We start from the raw sequence: 17,861 nt of genomic DNA, 5'->3' as shown, positions 1-17,861 counted from the left end.
CCCGACCTTCCTCGTTGATGTGCTCGATCAGCTCCATGCCGACCTCCGCGGCCATCTTGTCGCGGAACTCGATCATCTCCTTGAACTTCCAGGTGGTGTTGACGTGCATCAGCGGGAACGGCGGTGGACCGGGATAGAACGCCTTGCGTGCCAGGTGCAGCATCACCGAGGAGTCCTTGCCGATCGAGTAGAGCATCACCGGATTGCCGAACTCGGCCGCGACCTCGCGAATAATGTGGATGGACTCGGCTTCGAGCTGCTTGAGATGGGTCTGGCGTTCGGGGGTAATTTCTGTCATATGATTTCCATAAAAGCAGTGTCGATCAGGCATCAAGAAGGAGGATATAAGCGCCGCTATACGGCTAGCAGAAGGAAGAAAAATTCCCTGCTCTCATCGCTGTAACCCTCACTTCTCATCCCTCTTCTTGCTTCCCTCTTATCTCTTCAAACTGGCCCGAAGGGCCCCTTCCCAGCGTGAATCGCGCTGTCCGCACACAATAAAGAACGGGTTGAGTGTGCTTTCCTGCTGGTTGCAGCGCAGCGGCTCGAGGGTTTCGGCGTCGAGCACCTGGCCGCCCGCCGCGGTGACGACGGCCTGGGCGGCGGCGGTGTCCCATTCGCAGGTCGGCGCCAGGCGCGGGTAGAGATCGGCGGCGCCTTCGGCGACGAGACAGAGCTTGAGCGAGCTACCCATGGAAACCCGCTCGTGGGTCGGTAGCTGGGCGCAGAAGGCTTCGAACGATTCCGCGCCGTGGGAACGGCTGCCGACGATCAGCCAGGGCCGGTCGCCCGCCACCGGGAGCTCACGCACGCGAATCGGTTGTTCGCCGTCGGTGGTGATCTTGAACGCGCCGATGTCGGCATCTCCCCACCAGGTCATGCCGAGCACCGGCGCATGCACGATCCCGAAGACCGGTACGCCATTCTCGACCAACGCCACGTTGAGCGTGAACTCGCCGTTTTTCTTGATGAATTCCTTGGTGCCATCCAGGGGATCGATAAGCCAGTAGCTCGACCATTGCCGGCGGGTTTCGAAAGGGATGGCATCGCTCTCCTCGGAGAGCAGCGGTATTTCCGGCGTTACACGCCGCAGCAGCGCGGTGAGCGCGCGGTGCGCGGCCATATCCGCCTGAGTCAGCGGACTATCGTCGGCCTTGGTCTCGACGCTGAAATCCTGAGCGTAGATCTCCAACACGCGTTCACCGGCATCGGCTACGCCAGAGAGAAGTTCACGCCTGATGACTTCATCGATTTTCATTGCATTCCCTTGTCTGTCGTTTCGGTACGCCCCGGTCCGAATCTAGACTAGTGCTACCGGACCGTCGGACCTCTTTTACCATGCATCCCTGTCTATAACTCTAGAAAGGCCAGATCATGGGTATGAGTAGAATACTGACAGCCCCAACGATCAAGCTCAATGGCAGGCCCAGCTTGAAATAGTCATGCATCTGATACCCTCCCGGCCCCATGACCATCAGATTGGTCTGGTAACCCAGGGCGGTCATGAAGCTGGCCGAGGCAGCAACGGTGATGGCGATCACGAACGGCATGAAATCCACCCCCAGCTGTTGCGAGACCGCCAGCGCAATGGGGAACATCAGCACCGCCGCGGCGTTGTTGGTGATCATCTCGGTGAACAGCACTGTCATCAGGTAGATGAACGCCAAGGCCAGCCAGGGCGAATCGACATGCCCGACGACCAGCTCGGCGATGGTCCGCGCCGCGCCGGACTGGGTCATCGCCGCGCCGAGGGAGAACGAGGCAGCGATCACGATCAGTACGGAAAGATCGATATAGCGCCGCGCCTTGCCCATGGTGAGGCAGCCGGTCATCAGCAGCGCCCCGGCCGCGAGGAAGGCGGCTTCCAGGATCGATATCAGGTTGGTCGCGCTGAGCACGACCATCACCCCCAGAATGCCCAGAGAGAGCGGCGCTTTCTCGAAATTGGGTGGCGTGGAGTCGTTGAGCTGGCTGACCAGCAGGAAATCCTTACGGTAACGATACTGCTCGACGAATTCCTGGCCGGTCTCCAGCAACAGGGTGTCGCCGACCTGGAGTTCGATATCGCCAACCTTGCCGTTCAGGCGACGGCCATGGCGGGAGATCGACAGGATCACCGCCTGGAAGCGCGAGCGAAACCGTGACTCCCGGACCGTCTGCCCGATGCCGGTAAAATCCGGGCTGACCACCGCTTCGACCAGACACCGCCGGTGTTGGGCGACCTCCAGCTTCTGAACGTTGCCGTTGGCCGGGCTCAACCCTCGAATCTCGCGGAGCTCCCTGGCACACTCCGGCGCACCGATGAATACCAGCGTGTCACCGCCCAACAGCTTCGTCTCCGGCGGTACTGCTGTCATCAGGTGGTCGTCGCGCTCGATATCGGTCAAATAGCCGAACTGCAGGTTGCGCAGCCCGGCATCGGCGATCGACTTACCTACCAGTGGCCCGCTGGATTCGACGGAGACCTCCACGCTGTATTCCCGCACCTGGTCCAACTGGGCGTTGGTGCCATCCCGCTGCGGTAGCAGCCATTTCGCGAAGATAAGGATGAACCCGCCACCGACGATAAGAATCGGCAGCCCAATCCAGGTCAACTCGAACATGCCGAGAGAAATGCCCAGCCGACTCTGTAGCAGGCCATCGACCACCAGGTTGGTGCTGGTACCGATCAACGTGCAGGTACCGCCGAGGATAGAGATGTAGCTGAGCGGCAGCAGCAGCTTGGAGGGCGGCAGCCGCAGGCGGTTGGACCAATCCTGAATGGCGGGTATGAACATCGCCACCACCGTAGTGTTGTTCATGAAAGCACTCATGATCGAGGCGGGCAGCATCACCCGCCACTGCGCCCGACGCAGCGTCGTCGGCTGACCCAGCAACTGCCCGGCTATCCATTTGATCGCGCCGGTCTCCTTCAGGGCTGCCGCGACCACATATAGCGCCGCGATGGTCATCACCCCGGTATTGGCGAAGCCGGACAGCGCTTCCTGGGGAGTCAGCACGTTGGTAAAAATCAGAAACGCCATGGCACCGACCAGAATGGCGTCCGGCGCGATCCGGGTGAAAACGAGCGTGGCCAGAACCGCCATGACTGTCGCGATGCTCAACCAGGCATCGATATCCATACCTTCCCCTGTCAAATGCCCGGATGACACTGTGTTAACGGTTAGAAATTAACCAGTTAACCAAAAATTCCGCTTCCTGCGGAAAATTCCATAGCTACGTATTCTAAGCCAGTCATTAAGGCAGGTACCAGCACAGCTTTTCCTAAAAAAGTAATGATACTGTTAATGAGGTGAGCGACATGAGAACCCGCAAACCGAAGGCAGGCGATGCTTCGCGATTGCCTCAATTTTCATGGAAAACTCCCCCAACTCCAGGGCGTCGTCGGCTAGATAACTCGGCGAACCGCCGATGCAAATGCCTGCCCGCCTCCGTGTCATGGAACTCGGAATGACGCTGAGACATGGCGAAATAGGTCATGATCAGCCATCCCAAAAGCATCGCATCCGGCCTGGGGCCTCCTTTTCGCTCCTGCGCCGCCTCGATCCAGGATTCGGCGAGCCTGGGTGGCACGCTCAGCAGCAGGCGGGCGAGATCACAGCCCACCGGCAGCATCCCTGCGTGATCCCAGTCGATAAGTACCGGAGCACCGGTCGAATTCTGAATCAGCACGTTCTGGGGATGAAGGTCACCGTGGGAGAAGACGCGCGGCAATCGATAGGCGACCAACGCCATTCTCAGCAGCCGTCCGAATTCTCGCCACTGCCGTCGTTTGAGTGCCACAAGACAGACGCCGGAGACCATCTTGTTCAGTGCGCGACGTCCTCGACGGCCGATATCACGATCGGACCACCACCGTGACGGTCGATGAAGGCAAGCCATACCAGCGAATCCATCGTGTCGCGAAAGGCAGGCTCCCTGCCCTCGCGATAGGCGCCCAGCGGCTGCGCCTCGATTCGCTCCACCACCAGGCTGGCGGCCTCCCCGTGGTTAATGACGGCTTTCAACGACGGCGCCGCGATTCCGGCAGGCGCGAGCACATGGCGGTAGAGCCGTTCCAGACCCTCGGCGAGGGAGCGCGGCAGTTGGCAGTGGACGACGTAGCAGGTATCCGCCGTTCGCACCTCCAGCGCGGAGAGATGGCCCATATGACCCAGCAGCGGGCGGAACGCGCGAATGTCGAGATGGGGTCGCAGCGGTATGACCAATGGCCCCAAGACGGGGTGGGCTGTGCCTGTCTCGACGTCGATGAATCCGTCGCCGACGTCATGCGCCACCACCACGGCCAGGCCATCGTTGAGCAGTCGCCCACCATCGAGCGCGCTGACTCGAACGAGATCTCCTGGCTGCAGCGGCATCGGCGCGATAAAACCGACATCGGCCCGGGTCGCGATGCCCCCCTCGACCACATCGGGTCTCGGCTCCTGGCACAGCGCGCAGTAGCGAACCTCGCCGTTGATCGAGACCAGCACCGCACGGGGCCCGCTCTGGCTGTCATCGACATACCAGCCCCGGATCACCTGCTGACTCACCTCATCCACGACCCCCGGCATGACGCGTATCGCTCCGTTGTCATTCCCGCCAAATCTCCCCCGCTTTTATATCAATGTTCGGCGCCGAATTTCGTAACGTCTTACAACATAACTGGAACATTTTGGCAACATAAAACAACATTTTCTGCAACGCCCACCACACAAGGGCGTGTCGGCTATTGCTGCATGAATTCGGTCGAAGCCGAATCGGTTATCGAATGGGCATCGACGATCCTGTTCGTCTAGCGTAGGCGTCAAATTTCCAATCAACCGTGTTACGAAATCGTGACAACGACTGACGACTTTACGACAGGGTGACACCTCTTTTATCGAATCGGCGCTGATTTCAAGAGGATATTGAACGAGTATTTGATAAACGATAGGGAGGCCTTTTTGCCATGGCTCAGGAAATCACGCGAGAGAATGCTTCGAACCATGTCCCAGATACTGGCGACCCGAGTGTCGGCGAGCGCAGCGCCGGGCGCTGGCAGTCGACGCTGTCGAAGACCCTGAACCTGAGCCGGAAATCCCCCTCCTCCGATGACGACGAGTCCAAGCCTGGGAAGCGCGCGGATGCCGACACCGAGGCGCCCAGGAACCTGAACGATTACAAGCAGATCGTGACCATTGGCGACGATCTCATTCGCTACGAGACCAAGGGCGGCAAGATCGTCGAGGTCGACCGGCAATCCACCCCGGAGCTGTTCGAGACGCTCAAGCAGGATTTCGACCAGATCAATGGCCTCAACGAGAGCGGAGAGGATGGCTATGGCGTGTTGCCGCCCGATGCCGAGCCTCCCGGCAAGCTGAGCGACTACCGTTTCATCGCCCCGCCCGACGAAGTCGCCAAGGGTGTCATCCGCTACGAGATGCAGAACGGCACCCGGGTCGTGGTTGCCGAGCGCGCCAACCCTGAGCTCTTCGCTGCCGTCAAGAAGGATTACGAGAGCCTGATCGGCATCAACAAGAGCGAGGCGGATGGCTACCAGCGCATCGGCAGCGACGCCACGCCACCGCCCTACTACAACACCGAAGTCGGCGCGCCCGGTGAGATGGGCCCGGAGGTGATTCGCTACGAGCATGACGGCGAGAAGTTCGTCGTCGCACGCAGCGACAATCCGGAACTCTATGACTATCTCAGCGAGCAGTACGCGACCCTGGGCGGTAACGCCGAGCATCAGGATGCCATCGACATTGCGGTCGAGGATGGCGCCACCATTGCCGGCGCCGATACCGAAGCCCCCGACTTCAACGACTACAAGCGGTTCCATTGGCAGAACGATGCGCGGGAGGACGTCATTCGCTACACCACTCACGACGGCAAGGACGTGGTGGTATCGAAGGCGTTGACGCCGGCACTGTTCGAAACGGTCTCCACCGCACAGCAGACCTGGAATCGGATCCACGAATTCGAGGACGACGGCTACAAGCTGCGCTCCGCCGACGAGGACATCCCGGTGCTGGGCAAGGGTGACAGCGTCAAGAGCGCCACCGACGAGCACGGCGACGTCATCGAGGGGCTCAAGCTGGTCGAGGTCGATGGCGAGAAGTTCGTGGTCTCCAAGGGGGTGACACCGGAGCATTTCGAGGCCGCCTCCAGCTTCCAGCAGACCTCCAGCGAGGATGTCATCGACGACGTGTTCGCCGATCACGACCTGCCCGGCTCGGAAGAGACCAACCTGATGGGTCAGGAGACCACCGTCGAGAACGACGACGGTGAGGCCAAGACGGTCACCGAACTCTACATGGAGAAGCTGGAGGAGAAGGCGGAAAACTCGGACAACGAGAACTTCAAGAAATATGCCCGCCTGCTTGAGCTCAAGTCCCAGTTGGACGATGGCAGCTTCCAGTATCTGCCCTACATGACGGTAGACCACGGCGGCGACTGGACCTACTACGCCAGCGATACCCAGGGCATGGACCCGGCCGACCTGCGTGGCCTGATCCACGAGGAGAAGCTCGGCGAGGAGCTCGCCAAGCTGCTCGGGGACGAGGAGATCGCCGAGTTCACCGACGAGGCGATGGCGGAGGCCCAGAGCAAGATCAAGGATCGCGACGGGCTCGCCGACAAGATCTACGACTCGTTGACCGGCGACAATGGCGCGGACTATCTCGATGCCATCGAGGAGCTGCGCGACAAGGGCTTCGGCGACGAGGCCGCCACCCGCTTGAACAATGACCTGAACACGCTGCAGGCCCTCGATCCCGACCGCGCGGCCGAGGCGAGAGGCAGCATCACGGCGGCCAGTACCGCCAGAGGCCTCGAGGAGGAACTCGCCGACATCGACGCCGAATACGAGAGCGGAGAGGTCTCGCCGGAGAGTGAAGAGGCCGCGGAACAGGTCGCCGCCGACATGGTGCCGACCGTTCTCACCGGGATTACCTACAGCACCTTCGGCATCCAGACCACCGATGGCGTCTGGAACGCGGTAAAGGATGCGCTCTCCGCCGACAAGACCGATCCCAAGGGCTCGGTACCGCCCAACCTGTCGGCGGACGAGAAGCTGCAGTTCACCAAGATCATGGCGATCGCCGCCGGCCTCAAGGAGGTGATCAAGACGGCGGCGTTGAGCGGCAGCAACGTCGAGACGGCGCTGAAGGATTCGTCCCTCATGCGCGATGTTATGAAGAAGGTGAACGAGCAGTTCCGCAACATGACCACCAGCCGCGACGGCCAGCCACCCATCGTCGAGCTCAGCGACAGCCAGCGCACCAACGTGCAGAGTTCGCTGAAATCCCAGTTCCGCAGCCTGATGAGCTCGAACACGATGTTCGCCATCGGCGGCACCGCAGCGCTGGCCAACGCCATCTATCGCCGCTCGGGCGATGATTTCGGCGACACCTGGCAAGAGCGCATGACCGTCGCGCGCGGCATGCTGGTGTTCATCGGCACCACGCCCTTCGCGCTCAAGGGCATCACCGACGCGGTGGGTCCCAAACTCGACGAGGGCAGCCGGCTGGCCAAGCTGTTCGGCAGCCCCAATATCACCCAGGCGCTCGGTCTCGACAAGGAGATGGGCGACGTCCTGCGCGAGCGCTTCCCCGACACGTTCAATGGCGACAAGGCGCCCTCCCTCAACCCGGGCGAGCAGGCCCGGGGCAAGCTGGACGACATCCGCGGCAAGCTCGAATCCTTCGATACCCTTCTCGATCAGAAGGACGCTCCCGACTTCGAGCAGAAGGCCCAGGGGCTGGTCGACGACATCCAGGGCCAGCTCGACGAGGTCGACCGCATCGTCAAGGAGTCCGACTCGCTCAGCGACGACGAGAAGAAGGAGATCCAGCAGCGCCTGGACACGATCGAGGATCGGCTCGACAAGGTCGAGATGAAGAAGGAGGGCCTGGCGCCCCAGAATGCGGACGATCTCAGGGGAGTGGTCGACGACCTGTTCGAGGAGATCCAGCCTTTCGCCTCCTCGGCGACGCCGTCGGAGCAGCGCTTCGCCCAGATCGACGACTTCGACCGCGCAGTGGCGGAGTACCGCGAGCTGCTGGATGCCGATGGCAAGGGTAAGGGCAAGATGCCGGAACAGGCGCCGGCCCTGTTCGACGAGATCATGGAGAGACATCGTGCCATCCGCTCGTCGATCGAATCCGACCCGACGCTCTCCGACAGCGATCGCGCACAGCAGCTCGATCGCCTGGACGAGATCGCCAACCGCCTGGACGACGTGCGCCCGACGGACGGCGGCGCCCTGCCCAGCGGCGCCGGCGACGCGCTGGACGACCTCGACAGCCTCAGCGGCGATCTCCAGCAGCGTTTCGATCCCGCCAACGGCGAATCGTCGAAAGTCGCCATGCAGCCCTTCAACCAGGCGCTGGATGCCGAAGCCGACGTGATGACCAACGGCGAACCCACCCCTGGCGGCACGTCGCCCGACAGCCCCGGCGGCACCGGTGGCGATGGCGACATCGGCAGCAAGAAGAAGGCGCTCATCGGCCCGGCGCTCAAGGGCCTGGCCTACATGACCGACTTCGCCGGCGGCATTCTCGACACCGTCGTGGCGGGTGTCGGGCTGAACCAGCTGATCAAGAACGGCGGCACCCCGATAGAGTTCGCCGCCAGCTCCACCGGCGTGGTCTCCGGCTCGTTCTTCACCATCGGCGGGGCCGCTGAAATCGGGGCATCGCTGCAGACCGCGTCCCGCGTGCTCTCCGGGCTGGGCGCGGGCCTGCGCGCGGCCGGCCCCATCGGCAACCTGATCGGGCTGGGCGTCGGCTTCGCCAGCCTGATCCTCAATGCGGTGATGGCGCAGAAGAAAGGCGCCGAGACCGAAGGCAAGATACGCGACCAGTTCGAGCAGTTCGCCGAAGATGGCGTGACGGAGGACGATTGGGGCGAGAAGTTCAACTACCTGATCAACTCCAGCTACGGCTTCAAGGACATGATGCACGCCGGTGACGACGACAAGGAGCCCGACCCGCTGTTCAAGGAGTGGTTCCCCGAGGACATGGCGGCGTGGGAGGCGCAACCAGAGCAGTACGAGAAATTCACCCAGGAGATCCGGGAGAACGGCAACGTCGACGACTTCTTCTTCGACTTCGACCAGGACCAGATGCAGCTCAATATCCACGGCCAGGAGTTCTACCAGGAGAACAAGGAGACCATCGACACCATTCTCTTCAACTGGGACGAGGGCGATGGCGGCAACGACTGGACGGGCGGCGACGATATCGTCAGCAAGAAGGATCTCGAGAAGATCGCCGACCCGGAAAACGGCCACTCCAAGAAAGAGCGGGACGCGGCACAATTCCTGCTCGACAACGAGGACTTCTTTGCCCTGCTGGATACGCTGCACAAGCAGGACGGCTCGGACGACAAGATCAGCAGCGCCGACATCGACTCCTGGATGCAGTTGATCGGCGAGCGTGCAATCACCGACGACAACCCGGCCTTCGCCGAGGAAGACAGCATCTGGGACAACCCGGCGTCGTACAAGCTGTAGGCTGAAGCCACGAGCTACGGGCTGCGAAAAGCGGGCCATGCCTCGATCCGAGGCATGGCCCGCTGTCGTTGTCGCGACCGGATCGTCGGTCGCCTTTCAGCCGTGGCTCAGCCGAACTGGTTCATGGTATTGAGCCCGCCGCCGGCCTTGAGCGCGGCGGCACCGGAGAAGTACTCCTTGTGGTCGTCGCCGATATTGGAGCCGGCCATATCCTGATGCTTGACCGAGGCCAGGCCTCGCCGAATCTCCCGGCGCTGGACGCCGGCGACGTAGGCCAGCATGCCGGCCTCGCCGAAGTAGCCCTCGGCCAGCTCGTCGGTGGAGAGCGCCGCCGTGTGGTAGGTTGGCAGGGTGATCAGGTGGTGGAATACGCCGGCGTCGCGGGCTGCGTCGCGCTGGAATGCCTGGATACGGTGATCCGCCTCCCGCGCCAGCTTGGAATCGTCGTAGGCGGCGCTCATCAGTTGGCTGCGTTCGATGCCGGAGAGCGACCGCCCCTCTCGTTGCCCTTCTGTCTGCCCTTCTCGCTCCCAGTCGTCGAAGACCTGTTGGCGGAAGTTGAGCGTCCAGTTGAACGAGGGCGAGTTGTTGTAGACCAGCTTGGCATTGGGCACGACCTGGCGGATACGATCGACCATGCCGGCGATCTGGCCGACATGGGGTTTCTCGGTCTCGATCCACAGCAGGTCGGCGCCATTCTGCAGGGCGTTGATGCAGTCCAGCACCACGCGATCCTCGCCGGTATCGGAGCGGAACCGATAGAGTCCGTTGGCGAGACGCAGGGGTTTGCGCAGATCGCCGTCGAGCTTGATGATCGTATCGCCTTCGTTGACATCGTCCGCCGAGCAAATCGGCACGGTGCAGAGAAAACCGTTGTACTGGTGGGCGAGATCTCCGGGTTCCTTGCTGACCGGCAGTTTCTGGGTCAGGCCGGCGCCTAGCGAGTCGGTCCGGGCGACGATCACGCCCTCCTCCACGCCGAGTTCCAGAAACGCATGGCGAACCGCGTTGATCTTGGCGACGAAGTCTTCGTGGGGAACGGTGACCTTGCCATCCTGGTGCCCGCACTGCTTGGCATCCGACACCTGGTTCTCGAGCTGGATGCAGCAGGCGCCCGCTTCGATCATCTTTTTCGCCAGCAGGTAGGTCGCCTCTTCGTTACCGAAGCCGGCATCGATGTCGGCGATGATCGGCACGATATGGGTCTCGAAGTTATCGATTTTCTCCACGATTCCCCGCGCCACCACCTCGTTACCCTGTTTCCGGGCGCTGTCCAGTTCCCGGAAAAGCAGCGTCAACTCTCTGGAATCCGCCTGGCGAAGAAAAGTATAGAGTTCCTCGATCAGGGCCGGAACGGCTGTCTTCTCGTGCATCGACTGATCGGGAAGCGGGCCGAACTCCGAGCGCATGGCGGCAATCATCCAACCGGAGAGATAGAGATACCGCCCCTGCGTCGTACCGTGGTGTTTCTTGATGGCGATCATCTTCTGCTGGCCGACGAAGCCGTGCCAGCACCCCAGCGACTGGGTATAACGGGAAGGGTCCCGGTCGTAGGCCTCCATGTCGCGGCGCATCACGGCGGCGGTGTAGCGGGCGATGTCGAGGCCGGTACGGAAGCGGTTCTGGGCCCGCATCCGTGCCACGTTTTCCGGATCGATATTGTTCCAGCGGCCATTCTGTTCCCGACGCAATCGCTCGAGTGAATCGATATCGCTCTGATAGATGGACATGACTGTCTCCACACAGGAATGGGAATACTCTCCTGGGCCCGTTTCTTCCCGTGTCATTTTCGACGGATCAAAAACGCCCGTTTTAATCCTGACAATGAGAAGAAAATGCCCCATCGGCGAGTTCACTATGTGAGAAGCGGTGCCATGCCAACAATTCGTACTTAGCCGTCATCATGGTAAGGCTTCTACCAAAAATGGCGCTTATGGATGAATCCTGTAGTCATGTATGACGTATGATGCCCATCGTTCCAGCGCGGGGAAATCATTTGCCGGAAAACCACTGTCGCCCTGCCAGATTGCGGACGATTTCCAAAACCGCTGCGGTTTCATCACCTTGGGGCGACCGCGGCGCCATGGTCTCGACCACGGCGTGCCTGCCGGATTCCCTGTCGCCGGCCAACTGACCCGCGACTTTCGTCGACAGGGAGTTAGCCGGGTTTCAAATTATTGATCCGCGGTGGCCAGTTCCAGCCCCTCGTGGGTGACTTGCGCCACCATGGCCAGCTCCTCTTGCGAGATCACGTAGGGTGGCATCCAGTAGATGACGTTGCCCAGCGGCCGCAGCATCACCCCGCGCGAGAGCGCGTGCTGGTAAACGCGCAGGCCGCGACGTTCGCGGAAGTCGTAAGGCGTCAGGCTGGCCTTGTCCGCGACCATCTCGATCGCTACCACCATGCCGGTCTGGCGGACGTCGCCGACGTGGGGGTGGTCGCGCAGCGGTTCGGCGAGCCGCCCCATCGTCTCGGCCTTGCCACGGTTGGTGGCGATCACGTCGTCCTGCTCGAAGATATCCAGCGTCGCCAGCGCGGCGGCGCAGGCCAGCGGGTTGCCGGTATAGCTGTGGGAGTGCAGGAACGCCTTGAGCGTCGAATAGTCGTCGTAGAAGGCGGCGTAGACCTCGTCGGTGGTCATCACCACCGACAGCGGCAGGTAGCCGCCAGTGAGCGCCTTGGAGAGACACAGGAAGTCGGGGCGCACGCCCGCCTGCTCGCTGGCGAACAGAGTCCCGGTGCGGCCAAAACCGACAGCGATCTCGTCGAAGATCAACTGGACGCCGTGACGGTCGCAGGCCTCGCGCAGCCAGGTCAGATACTCCGGCGGGTACATGCGCATGCCGCCTGCGCACTGGATCAACGGCTCGACGATGACCGCCGCCAACTCGTGGGCGTGACGCGCCAGCGCCGCTTCCATGTAGGCGAAGGCGCCTCGCGCCTGGTCGGCCCATTGATCTCGCGGCAGGCCGAAGCCGTCCGGCGCCGGCACCTTGATCACGTCCAGCAGCAGCGAGCGGTAGGTGTCGGTGTAAAGCGCCACGTCTCCCACCGAGAGCGCCCCCAGCGTCTCGCCGTGATAGCCGTTGGTGATGGTCAGGAAGCGCCGCTTCTCCGGCCGCCCGACATTGCGCCAGTAGTGGTAGCTCATCTTGAGCGCGATCTCGACGGCGGAAGAGCCGTTGTCGGCGTAGAAGCAGTGGCCGAGGCCGGCGGGTGCCAGTCGTCCGAGTCTTTCCGACAGCTCGATCACCGGCTGGTGAGTGAAGCCGGACAGGATCACGTGTTCGAGTTCGTCGAGCTGCTGCTTGATCCGGTCGTTGATCCGGTCATTGGCATGGCCGAACACGTTGACCCACCAGGAGCTGACGATATCGAGATAGCGCTTGCCCTCGAAATCCTCCAGCCATACGCCCTTCCCGCGCCGGATCGGCACGACGGGCAGCGTCTCGTGGTCCTTCATTTGGGTGCAGGGATGCCAGAGGCTAGCCAGGTCACGCTGCATCCAGTCATTGTTGGAGGTCATTCGATGAATCCAGGGTTGGGGTTTTCGGTCTCGGCGGTCGTTGTCAGTAAGGGTTCGACATCCAGAAAATCGGCGACGCGTTCGGCTGATGGCGCCTGCAGCCAGGGCGCCTTTTCCAACCACGGAACTGTGCCCAGGCACGGCGCGCCGCCCTGCTCGCTCAGCCACTCGACCAGTGAGTCCAGGTTCTGTTGTCGTCGCGGCAGTTCGGGATCGACCACGTTGGCGACCCAACCGGCGACGCGCACGCCGTCGCGATGGATCGCTTCCAGCGTCAATCGAGCGTGATTGATTGCGCCCAGCCGCACGCCGACCACCAGCACGACGGGTAACGCCAGTTCGATCGCCAGGTCCGACAGCGACTCCTTGTCATTGAGCGGCACGCGCCAGCCGCCGGCGCCTTCGATGAGGGTGAAGTCAGCGCCGTGGGCCAGTAGCGAGCGCATCGGAATCTTGAGTGACGACAGCGACAGCGCCACGCCCGCTTCACGGGCGGCGATATGGGGCGCGATAGCGGGCTCGAAGGCGAAGGGGTTGATCACCTCGTAAGGCAACGCCGGGTGGCATTGGGTCTGAATGGCCAGTGCATCGGCGTTGCGCAATCCTTGCGGGCTTGGCTCACAACCGGAAGCGACCGGCTTACCGCCAGCGACGGCCAGCCCCCGACGCCTGGCCGCTGCCATCAGCCCGGTGGCGATCACGGTCTTGCCGGCGTCGGTATCGGTACCGGTAACGAAATAGGCGTTCATGACTCAATCCTGAAGGTGACGACGTTGCATCAGCACCGTGGCGACGCGGTAACGGGTGGGAATTCCGGTCGGCTCGCGCCAGGTTTCCAGCGTTTGCGCCAGTTGGGCGAAACGGCGACGACCGGAGAGACCACCACCGGCCGCCGCCGACGCCGTTATCGTGTTGGCGCCGATACGCTTCAACGCGCGCAGCGTATCGGCCGGCGTGGCATGATGGGTTCGGCGTGTCGCCATGGCCACTTCGTACCACTGCCAACCGGGCGTCTTCAGCGTATCGATCAGCCTGGCTTCGGCCATGAACTCGTTGACGTGACGCTCGCCGTCGACCTGCTGCCAGGCCCGATGCAGCTCCTCCAGCGTGCCTTCGCATAGCGTCGTGAAGGCGAGCCAGCCGCCGGGACGAAGTACGCGGGCGGCCTGATTCAAGAAGCCTTCGAGCGAATCGCACCACTGCACGGCCAAGCTGGAAACCACCAGATCAACGCTGCCATCGGCCAACGGCAGTGCCTCCGCGCACCCGGTCACCCACTGAATGGCATGCCCGGCATGCCGTCGCCGGGCTTCGTCCAGCATGCCGGGGGCGATGTCCAGACCGATGGAAAGCCCGTCGTGATGCTCGGCCAGGCGTGAAACCAGATAACCGGTGCCACAGCCGACATCGACCAGGGTCTGCACTCCCTCAAGGGTCGGCAGCCGCGCCAACAGGTCGTCGGCCACCGCCCGCTGCAACTGGGCGCCGGCGTCATAGCTGGCCGCGGCCCGTGAGAAGCCGTTCGCAATCCGCTGCCGACGGCGATCCCCGCCGGCGACGGATCGGCGGCAAGCAGACATGGTGGTCATGGGTCGGTCTCGGCGTGAGCTGACGAGAGAATGAAAGTCGCCATGAACTCAGCGGTCTCCTCGGCGCGTTCCAGCGGGAAGGCGTGGCCCGCGTCCGCGATCGACGCCGTACGGCCGCCCTCGGGCAGGCGTGCGGCGATGGCGTGGCGTGCCGCCGCTGGCACCAGACCATCGTTGTCGCCGAACAGATGCAGTTGCGGGATTCTCAGCGTTGCCGATACGTCCCGCAGGTCGAGCGCGGACAACACTCCCAGCCCGGCCAGCGCCTGATCGAGCGGCGTCGCTTCCAGCGCGGTCATTAATTCGCGCCCCAGAAGACGCGTATCGCGGCCGCCCTGGGCGCTCAACTGCGCAAATCGTCTGAACGTCCGGGCGGGCGACGCTCGCAAGCCGCGCCGGAACTCTCCCACGGATTCCGCCGTCATCGCCTCCGTCCAACCCGATCGCGTCACGAAGCTGGCGTTGGCGCCCAGCGTGATCAGCCCTCGCGCCCGACGGCCGCGCCACTGCGCCAATGACGTGGCCAGCATCCCACCGAGGGACCAGCCCGCCAGCCAGGCGTCCTGGGGCAGCGCATGATCCAGCGCCGCCACCCAGCTTTCGGGGCGGTGGCTGGTCAAGGCGGGATAGTCGATGCACTCGACCCGGTAACACGGGGGCAGCCGTCGACGCAGGGCGTCGGCCAACGGTTCCAGCGGTGCCGAACCGAGCGCCCAGCCGGGCAGGAGCAGTAGGGTCTGCGTGCTCATGCCGACGGGCCTCCACTGGACAGCCGGCGGGCGGCGTCGAACAGCACGCTCAACAGCCGGTCGAGATCGTCGTGGGTGTGGGCCGCCGACAGCGTGAAGCGCAGACGCGAGGTGCCTTCGGGCACCGTGGGGGGACGGATCGCGCTGCACCAGGTGCCGGCATCCTGGAGTGCGGCTGCCAGCGCCAGCGCCGCGGCTTCGTTGCCACCTCGCTCGCTGGCCCGTCCCTCGCCCGGCGCCCTGCCCCAGCTCGGCCCGACCACCAGCGGCTGGATCGGCGTGGGCGATGGCATCAGATGCAAATCCAGTTCGCGCAAGCCGGCTGCCTCGCGACGAAATTTCGCGATCAATGACGCGAGGTGACTGCGGCGTTCCGGCTCGCCGCGGACGATGTCGAGGCTGGTCAGCGTCGCCCATGCCAGCGCCGGCGAGAGACTCGTGGTGTAGATGTAGGGGCGGGAGAACTGGATCAGCGCGTCGATCAGTGTCTCGCTGCCGGCGACGAACGCCCCCTGGGTACCGAGCGCCTTGCCCAGCGTGCCGACGGTAACCGCTATCCTGCACGGTGCGATTCCTTGCGCCTGCCGCGTACCGCCGCCCTCATCGCCCAGCACACCCAGTCCGTGGGCGTCATCGACCATCAGCCACGCCCGATGACGTTCGCACTGCACTGCCAGATCGTCCAGGTCGGCGACATCGCCATCCATGCTGAACACCCCATCGCTGACGACCAGGGTGCGTCGATTGGCGGCCAGCGTCGCCAACCGTTGGCCGCAGTCGTCGGCATCCCGATGCGCGAATCGCTCCAGCCGAGCTCCAGCCAGTCGCGTCGCGTCCAGCAGCGAAGCGTGGTTGAGGCGATCGTGGAGCGCCACATCCCTTCGCCCCAGCAGTGTGGAGATGACGCCGAGATTGGCCTGGTAGCCGCTGGAGAAGAGCAGCGCCCGCGAGCACCCCGTCAACTCGGCGAGTCGGGATTCGAGGCGTTCGTGGGCTTCGCTATGACCGCAGACCAGATGTGAGGCGCCGCCACCGGTACCGAAACGGCGCGCGCCTTCGGTCAATGCCTCGGCCAGACGCGGATCCCCGGCCAGCCCGAGATAATCGTTGCTGCAGAAGGCGAGTCTCTCGCCCCCGTCTCGCCGAAAGCGTGGCCCGATGCCGGTCGTCGTCGCTCGCTGGCGGTAGCGCTGGCGTTGCCGCTGACGCGCAAGCCGTGCCGCCAGCACACTGTCCAGCGACTTGTCCCGCGTTTCGAGCGCTGTCTCCACGGCCTCGCTCACACCCGGGCCGTGGCGTCAGTGACCATGGTATCGAGCCGTGCCCGGGCTACTCGCTCCCGGAGGGCGGCCTCGTAGGCACTATCGTCGACATCCTCGCGTCGCTCCGGATGCAGGCCAAGGCGATCGAACAGGCGCTGGTCGTGGCTCGCCTGAGGATTGTGTGCCGTGAGCAGGCGTTCGCCGTAGAAGATAGAGTTGGCACCGGCGAGGAATGCCAGCGCCTGGGTCTCGTCGCTCATCAGTTCACGCCCGGCGGCCAGACGGACGTGGGAGCGCGGCATCAGGATGCGGGCGACGGCGATGGTACGAATGAAATCGATGGGGTCGAGATCCTCGACGTGTTCGAGCGGCGTGCCCTGAATCCGGATCAGCATATTGATCGGCACGCTTTCAGGGTGCTCGGGCAGGTTGGCCAGTTGCTGCAACAGCCCCGCCCGATCGCCGACGCTCTCGCCCATGCCGAGAATGCCGCCGCTACAGATCTTCATGCCGGACTGACGGACATGGTCCAGGGTCTCCAGCCGATCTGCATAGGTGCGGGTGGTGATGATCTCGCCGTAGTACTCCGGCGAGGTGTCCAGGTTGTGGTTGTAGTAATCGAGCCCGGCCTCCCCGAGCTGCTCGGCCTGATCCCGGCTCAACATGCCCAGGGTCATGCAGGTTTCGAGCCCCATGGCACGCACGCCACGCACCATTTCCAGCACGTAGGGCATGTCCCTGGCGCTGGGATGTTTCCAGGCCGCGCCCATGCAGAAGCGGCTGGCACCGACCGCCCTGGCCTTGCGCGCCTCCTCGAGCACTGCCTCGACCTGCAACAGCTTCTCGCGCTCGAGTCCGGTGTTGTAGTGCCCGGACTGCGGACAGTACTTGCAGTCCTCAGGGCAGGCACCGGTCTTGATCGATAACAGTGTGGATATCTGGACGGCATTGGGATCGAAATGGCGTCGATGCACGCTCTGCGCCTGGAACAGCAGATCGTTGAACGGACGTTCCAGTAGTGCCTGTATTTCCGCCCGCTGCCAGTCGTGGCGCAGCGTCGTGTTTTCCGTTGCCGAAAGTGCGGTGTTTTCCGCTCGAGAGAGAGGCGTTGCCATACGCTCAGTCAACCTTGACTTCCAAAGTGGTTGACGGAATGGTGTCACGACCACTGGTCAACTTCAAATAAAAACCATGTTGACTAAATAAAGAGACGCCATGCCGATATCGGCATGGCGTCCCGCGATGATGCCGACGAT

General features: G+C 63.1%; 13 protein-coding genes. 1 reads left to right on the top strand and 12 read right to left on the bottom strand.

Annotation, left to right across the window (positions count from 1 at the left end):
• The 5 genes from F0A16_RS19685 to F0A16_RS21930 all read right to left on the bottom strand — a co-directional run.
• The coding region (locus F0A16_RS19685) for a phosphoadenosine phosphosulfate reductase domain-containing protein (RefSeq protein ID WP_149437440.1) at positions 1-298 on the bottom strand (298 nt) is incomplete at its 3' end.
• 138 nt (positions 299-436) lie between these two features.
• Positions 437-1,258 carry a 3'(2'),5'-bisphosphate nucleotidase CysQ gene (gene cysQ / locus F0A16_RS19680; RefSeq protein ID WP_149437438.1) on the bottom strand — a complete coding sequence of 274 codons (822 nt, stop codon included), beginning with the start codon at positions 1,256-1,258 and terminating at the stop codon, positions 437-439.
• 100 nt (positions 1,259-1,358) lie between these two features.
• Positions 1,359-3,122 carry an SLC13 family permease gene (locus F0A16_RS19675; protein WP_149437436.1) on the bottom strand — a complete coding sequence of 588 codons (1,764 nt, stop codon included), beginning with the start codon at positions 3,120-3,122 and terminating at the stop codon, positions 1,359-1,361.
• Positions 3,123-3,345: 223 nt separating this feature from the next.
• Positions 3,346-3,804 carry a phosphotransferase family protein gene (locus F0A16_RS19670; RefSeq protein WP_338100620.1) on the bottom strand — a complete coding sequence of 153 codons (459 nt, stop codon included), beginning with the start codon at positions 3,802-3,804 and terminating at the stop codon, positions 3,346-3,348.
• Between the two features lie 5 nt (positions 3,805-3,809).
• Positions 3,810-4,553, bottom strand: coding sequence for a hypothetical protein (locus F0A16_RS21930; RefSeq protein ID WP_149437432.1), 744 nt, complete (start codon positions 4,551-4,553; stop codon positions 3,810-3,812).
• A gap of 377 nt (positions 4,554-4,930) precedes the next feature.
• Between F0A16_RS21930 and F0A16_RS19660 the strand changes: the two genes are divergently transcribed.
• A complete protein-coding gene (locus tag F0A16_RS19660; RefSeq protein ID WP_149437430.1) occupies positions 4,931-9,478 on the top strand; it encodes a hypothetical protein in 4,548 nt (1,515 codons plus the stop codon).
• Between the two features lie 107 nt (positions 9,479-9,585).
• Here F0A16_RS19660 and F0A16_RS19655 read toward each other — a convergent pair whose 3' ends face one another.
• The 7 genes from F0A16_RS19655 to bioB form a co-directional block, all read right to left on the bottom strand.
• Positions 9,586-11,208 carry an isocitrate lyase gene (locus tag F0A16_RS19655; RefSeq protein ID WP_149437428.1) on the bottom strand — a complete coding sequence of 541 codons (1,623 nt, stop codon included), beginning with the start codon at positions 11,206-11,208 and terminating at the stop codon, positions 9,586-9,588.
• Positions 11,209-11,652: 444 nt separating this feature from the next.
• Complete coding sequence (locus F0A16_RS19650; protein ID WP_149437426.1) at positions 11,653-13,005, bottom strand: adenosylmethionine--8-amino-7-oxononanoate transaminase; 1,353 nt, start codon at positions 13,003-13,005, stop codon at positions 11,653-11,655.
• Positions 13,002-13,754, bottom strand: a complete 753-nt coding sequence (bioD, locus tag F0A16_RS19645) for a dethiobiotin synthase (protein WP_149437424.1) — start codon at positions 13,752-13,754, stop codon at positions 13,002-13,004. The genes F0A16_RS19650 and bioD overlap by 4 nt, the downstream gene beginning before the upstream one ends.
• Positions 13,755-13,757: 3 nt before the next feature.
• Positions 13,758-14,594, bottom strand: a complete 837-nt coding sequence (gene bioC / locus F0A16_RS19640; RefSeq protein ID WP_149437422.1) for a malonyl-ACP O-methyltransferase BioC — start codon at positions 14,592-14,594, stop codon at positions 13,758-13,760.
• A complete protein-coding gene (locus F0A16_RS19635; protein WP_149437420.1) occupies positions 14,591-15,343 on the bottom strand; it encodes an alpha/beta fold hydrolase in 753 nt (250 codons plus the stop codon). The genes bioC and F0A16_RS19635 overlap by 4 nt, the downstream gene beginning before the upstream one ends.
• Positions 15,340-16,614 carry an 8-amino-7-oxononanoate synthase gene (bioF, locus tag F0A16_RS19630; protein WP_420853088.1) on the bottom strand — a complete coding sequence of 425 codons (1,275 nt, stop codon included), beginning with the start codon at positions 16,612-16,614 and terminating at the stop codon, positions 15,340-15,342. The genes F0A16_RS19635 and bioF overlap by 4 nt, the downstream gene beginning before the upstream one ends.
• Positions 16,615-16,622: 8 nt before the next feature.
• On the bottom strand, positions 16,623-17,720 hold the full coding sequence (gene bioB, locus F0A16_RS19625) for a biotin synthase BioB (protein WP_149437418.1): 1,098 nt from the start codon (positions 17,718-17,720) through the stop codon (positions 16,623-16,625).
• Positions 17,721-17,861: the final 141 nt, after the last annotated feature.

Origin of the sequence: Salinicola corii, from assembly GCF_008298015.1 — a bacterium.
Classification (GTDB): Bacteria; Pseudomonadota; Gammaproteobacteria; order Pseudomonadales; family Halomonadaceae; genus Salinicola; species Salinicola corii.
This window is presented reverse-complemented; position numbering and strand designations above follow the sequence as displayed.

Excerpts from the sequence above, each read along its gene's own strand:
- cysQ (WP_149437438.1), bottom strand. The coding sequence starts at position 1,258 with ATGAAAATCGATGAAGTCATCAGGCGTGAACTTCTCTCTGGCGTAGCC.
- F0A16_RS19675 (WP_149437436.1), bottom strand. The coding sequence starts at position 3,122 with ATGGATATCGATGCCTGGTTGAGCATCGCGACAGTCATGGCGGTTCTG.
- F0A16_RS19670 (WP_338100620.1), bottom strand. The coding sequence starts at position 3,804 with ATGGTCTCCGGCGTCTGTCTTGTGGCACTCAAACGACGGCAGTGGCGA.
- F0A16_RS21930 (WP_149437432.1), bottom strand. The coding sequence starts at position 4,553 with ATGCCGGGGGTCGTGGATGAGGTGAGTCAGCAGGTGATCCGGGGCTGG.
- F0A16_RS19660 (WP_149437430.1), top strand. The coding sequence starts at position 4,931 with ATGGCTCAGGAAATCACGCGAGAGAATGCTTCGAACCATGTCCCAGAT.
- F0A16_RS19655 (WP_149437428.1), bottom strand. The coding sequence starts at position 11,208 with ATGTCCATCTATCAGAGCGATATCGATTCACTCGAGCGATTGCGTCGG.
- F0A16_RS19650 (WP_149437426.1), bottom strand. The coding sequence starts at position 13,005 with ATGACCTCCAACAATGACTGGATGCAGCGTGACCTGGCTAGCCTCTGG.
- bioD (WP_149437424.1), bottom strand. The coding sequence starts at position 13,754 with ATGAACGCCTATTTCGTTACCGGTACCGATACCGACGCCGGCAAGACC.
- bioC (WP_149437422.1), bottom strand. The coding sequence starts at position 14,594 with ATGACCACCATGTCTGCTTGCCGCCGATCCGTCGCCGGCGGGGATCGC.
- F0A16_RS19635 (WP_149437420.1), bottom strand. The coding sequence starts at position 15,343 with ATGAGCACGCAGACCCTACTGCTCCTGCCCGGCTGGGCGCTCGGTTCG.
- bioB (WP_149437418.1), bottom strand. The coding sequence starts at position 17,720 with ATGGCAACGCCTCTCTCTCGAGCGGAAAACACCGCACTTTCGGCAACG.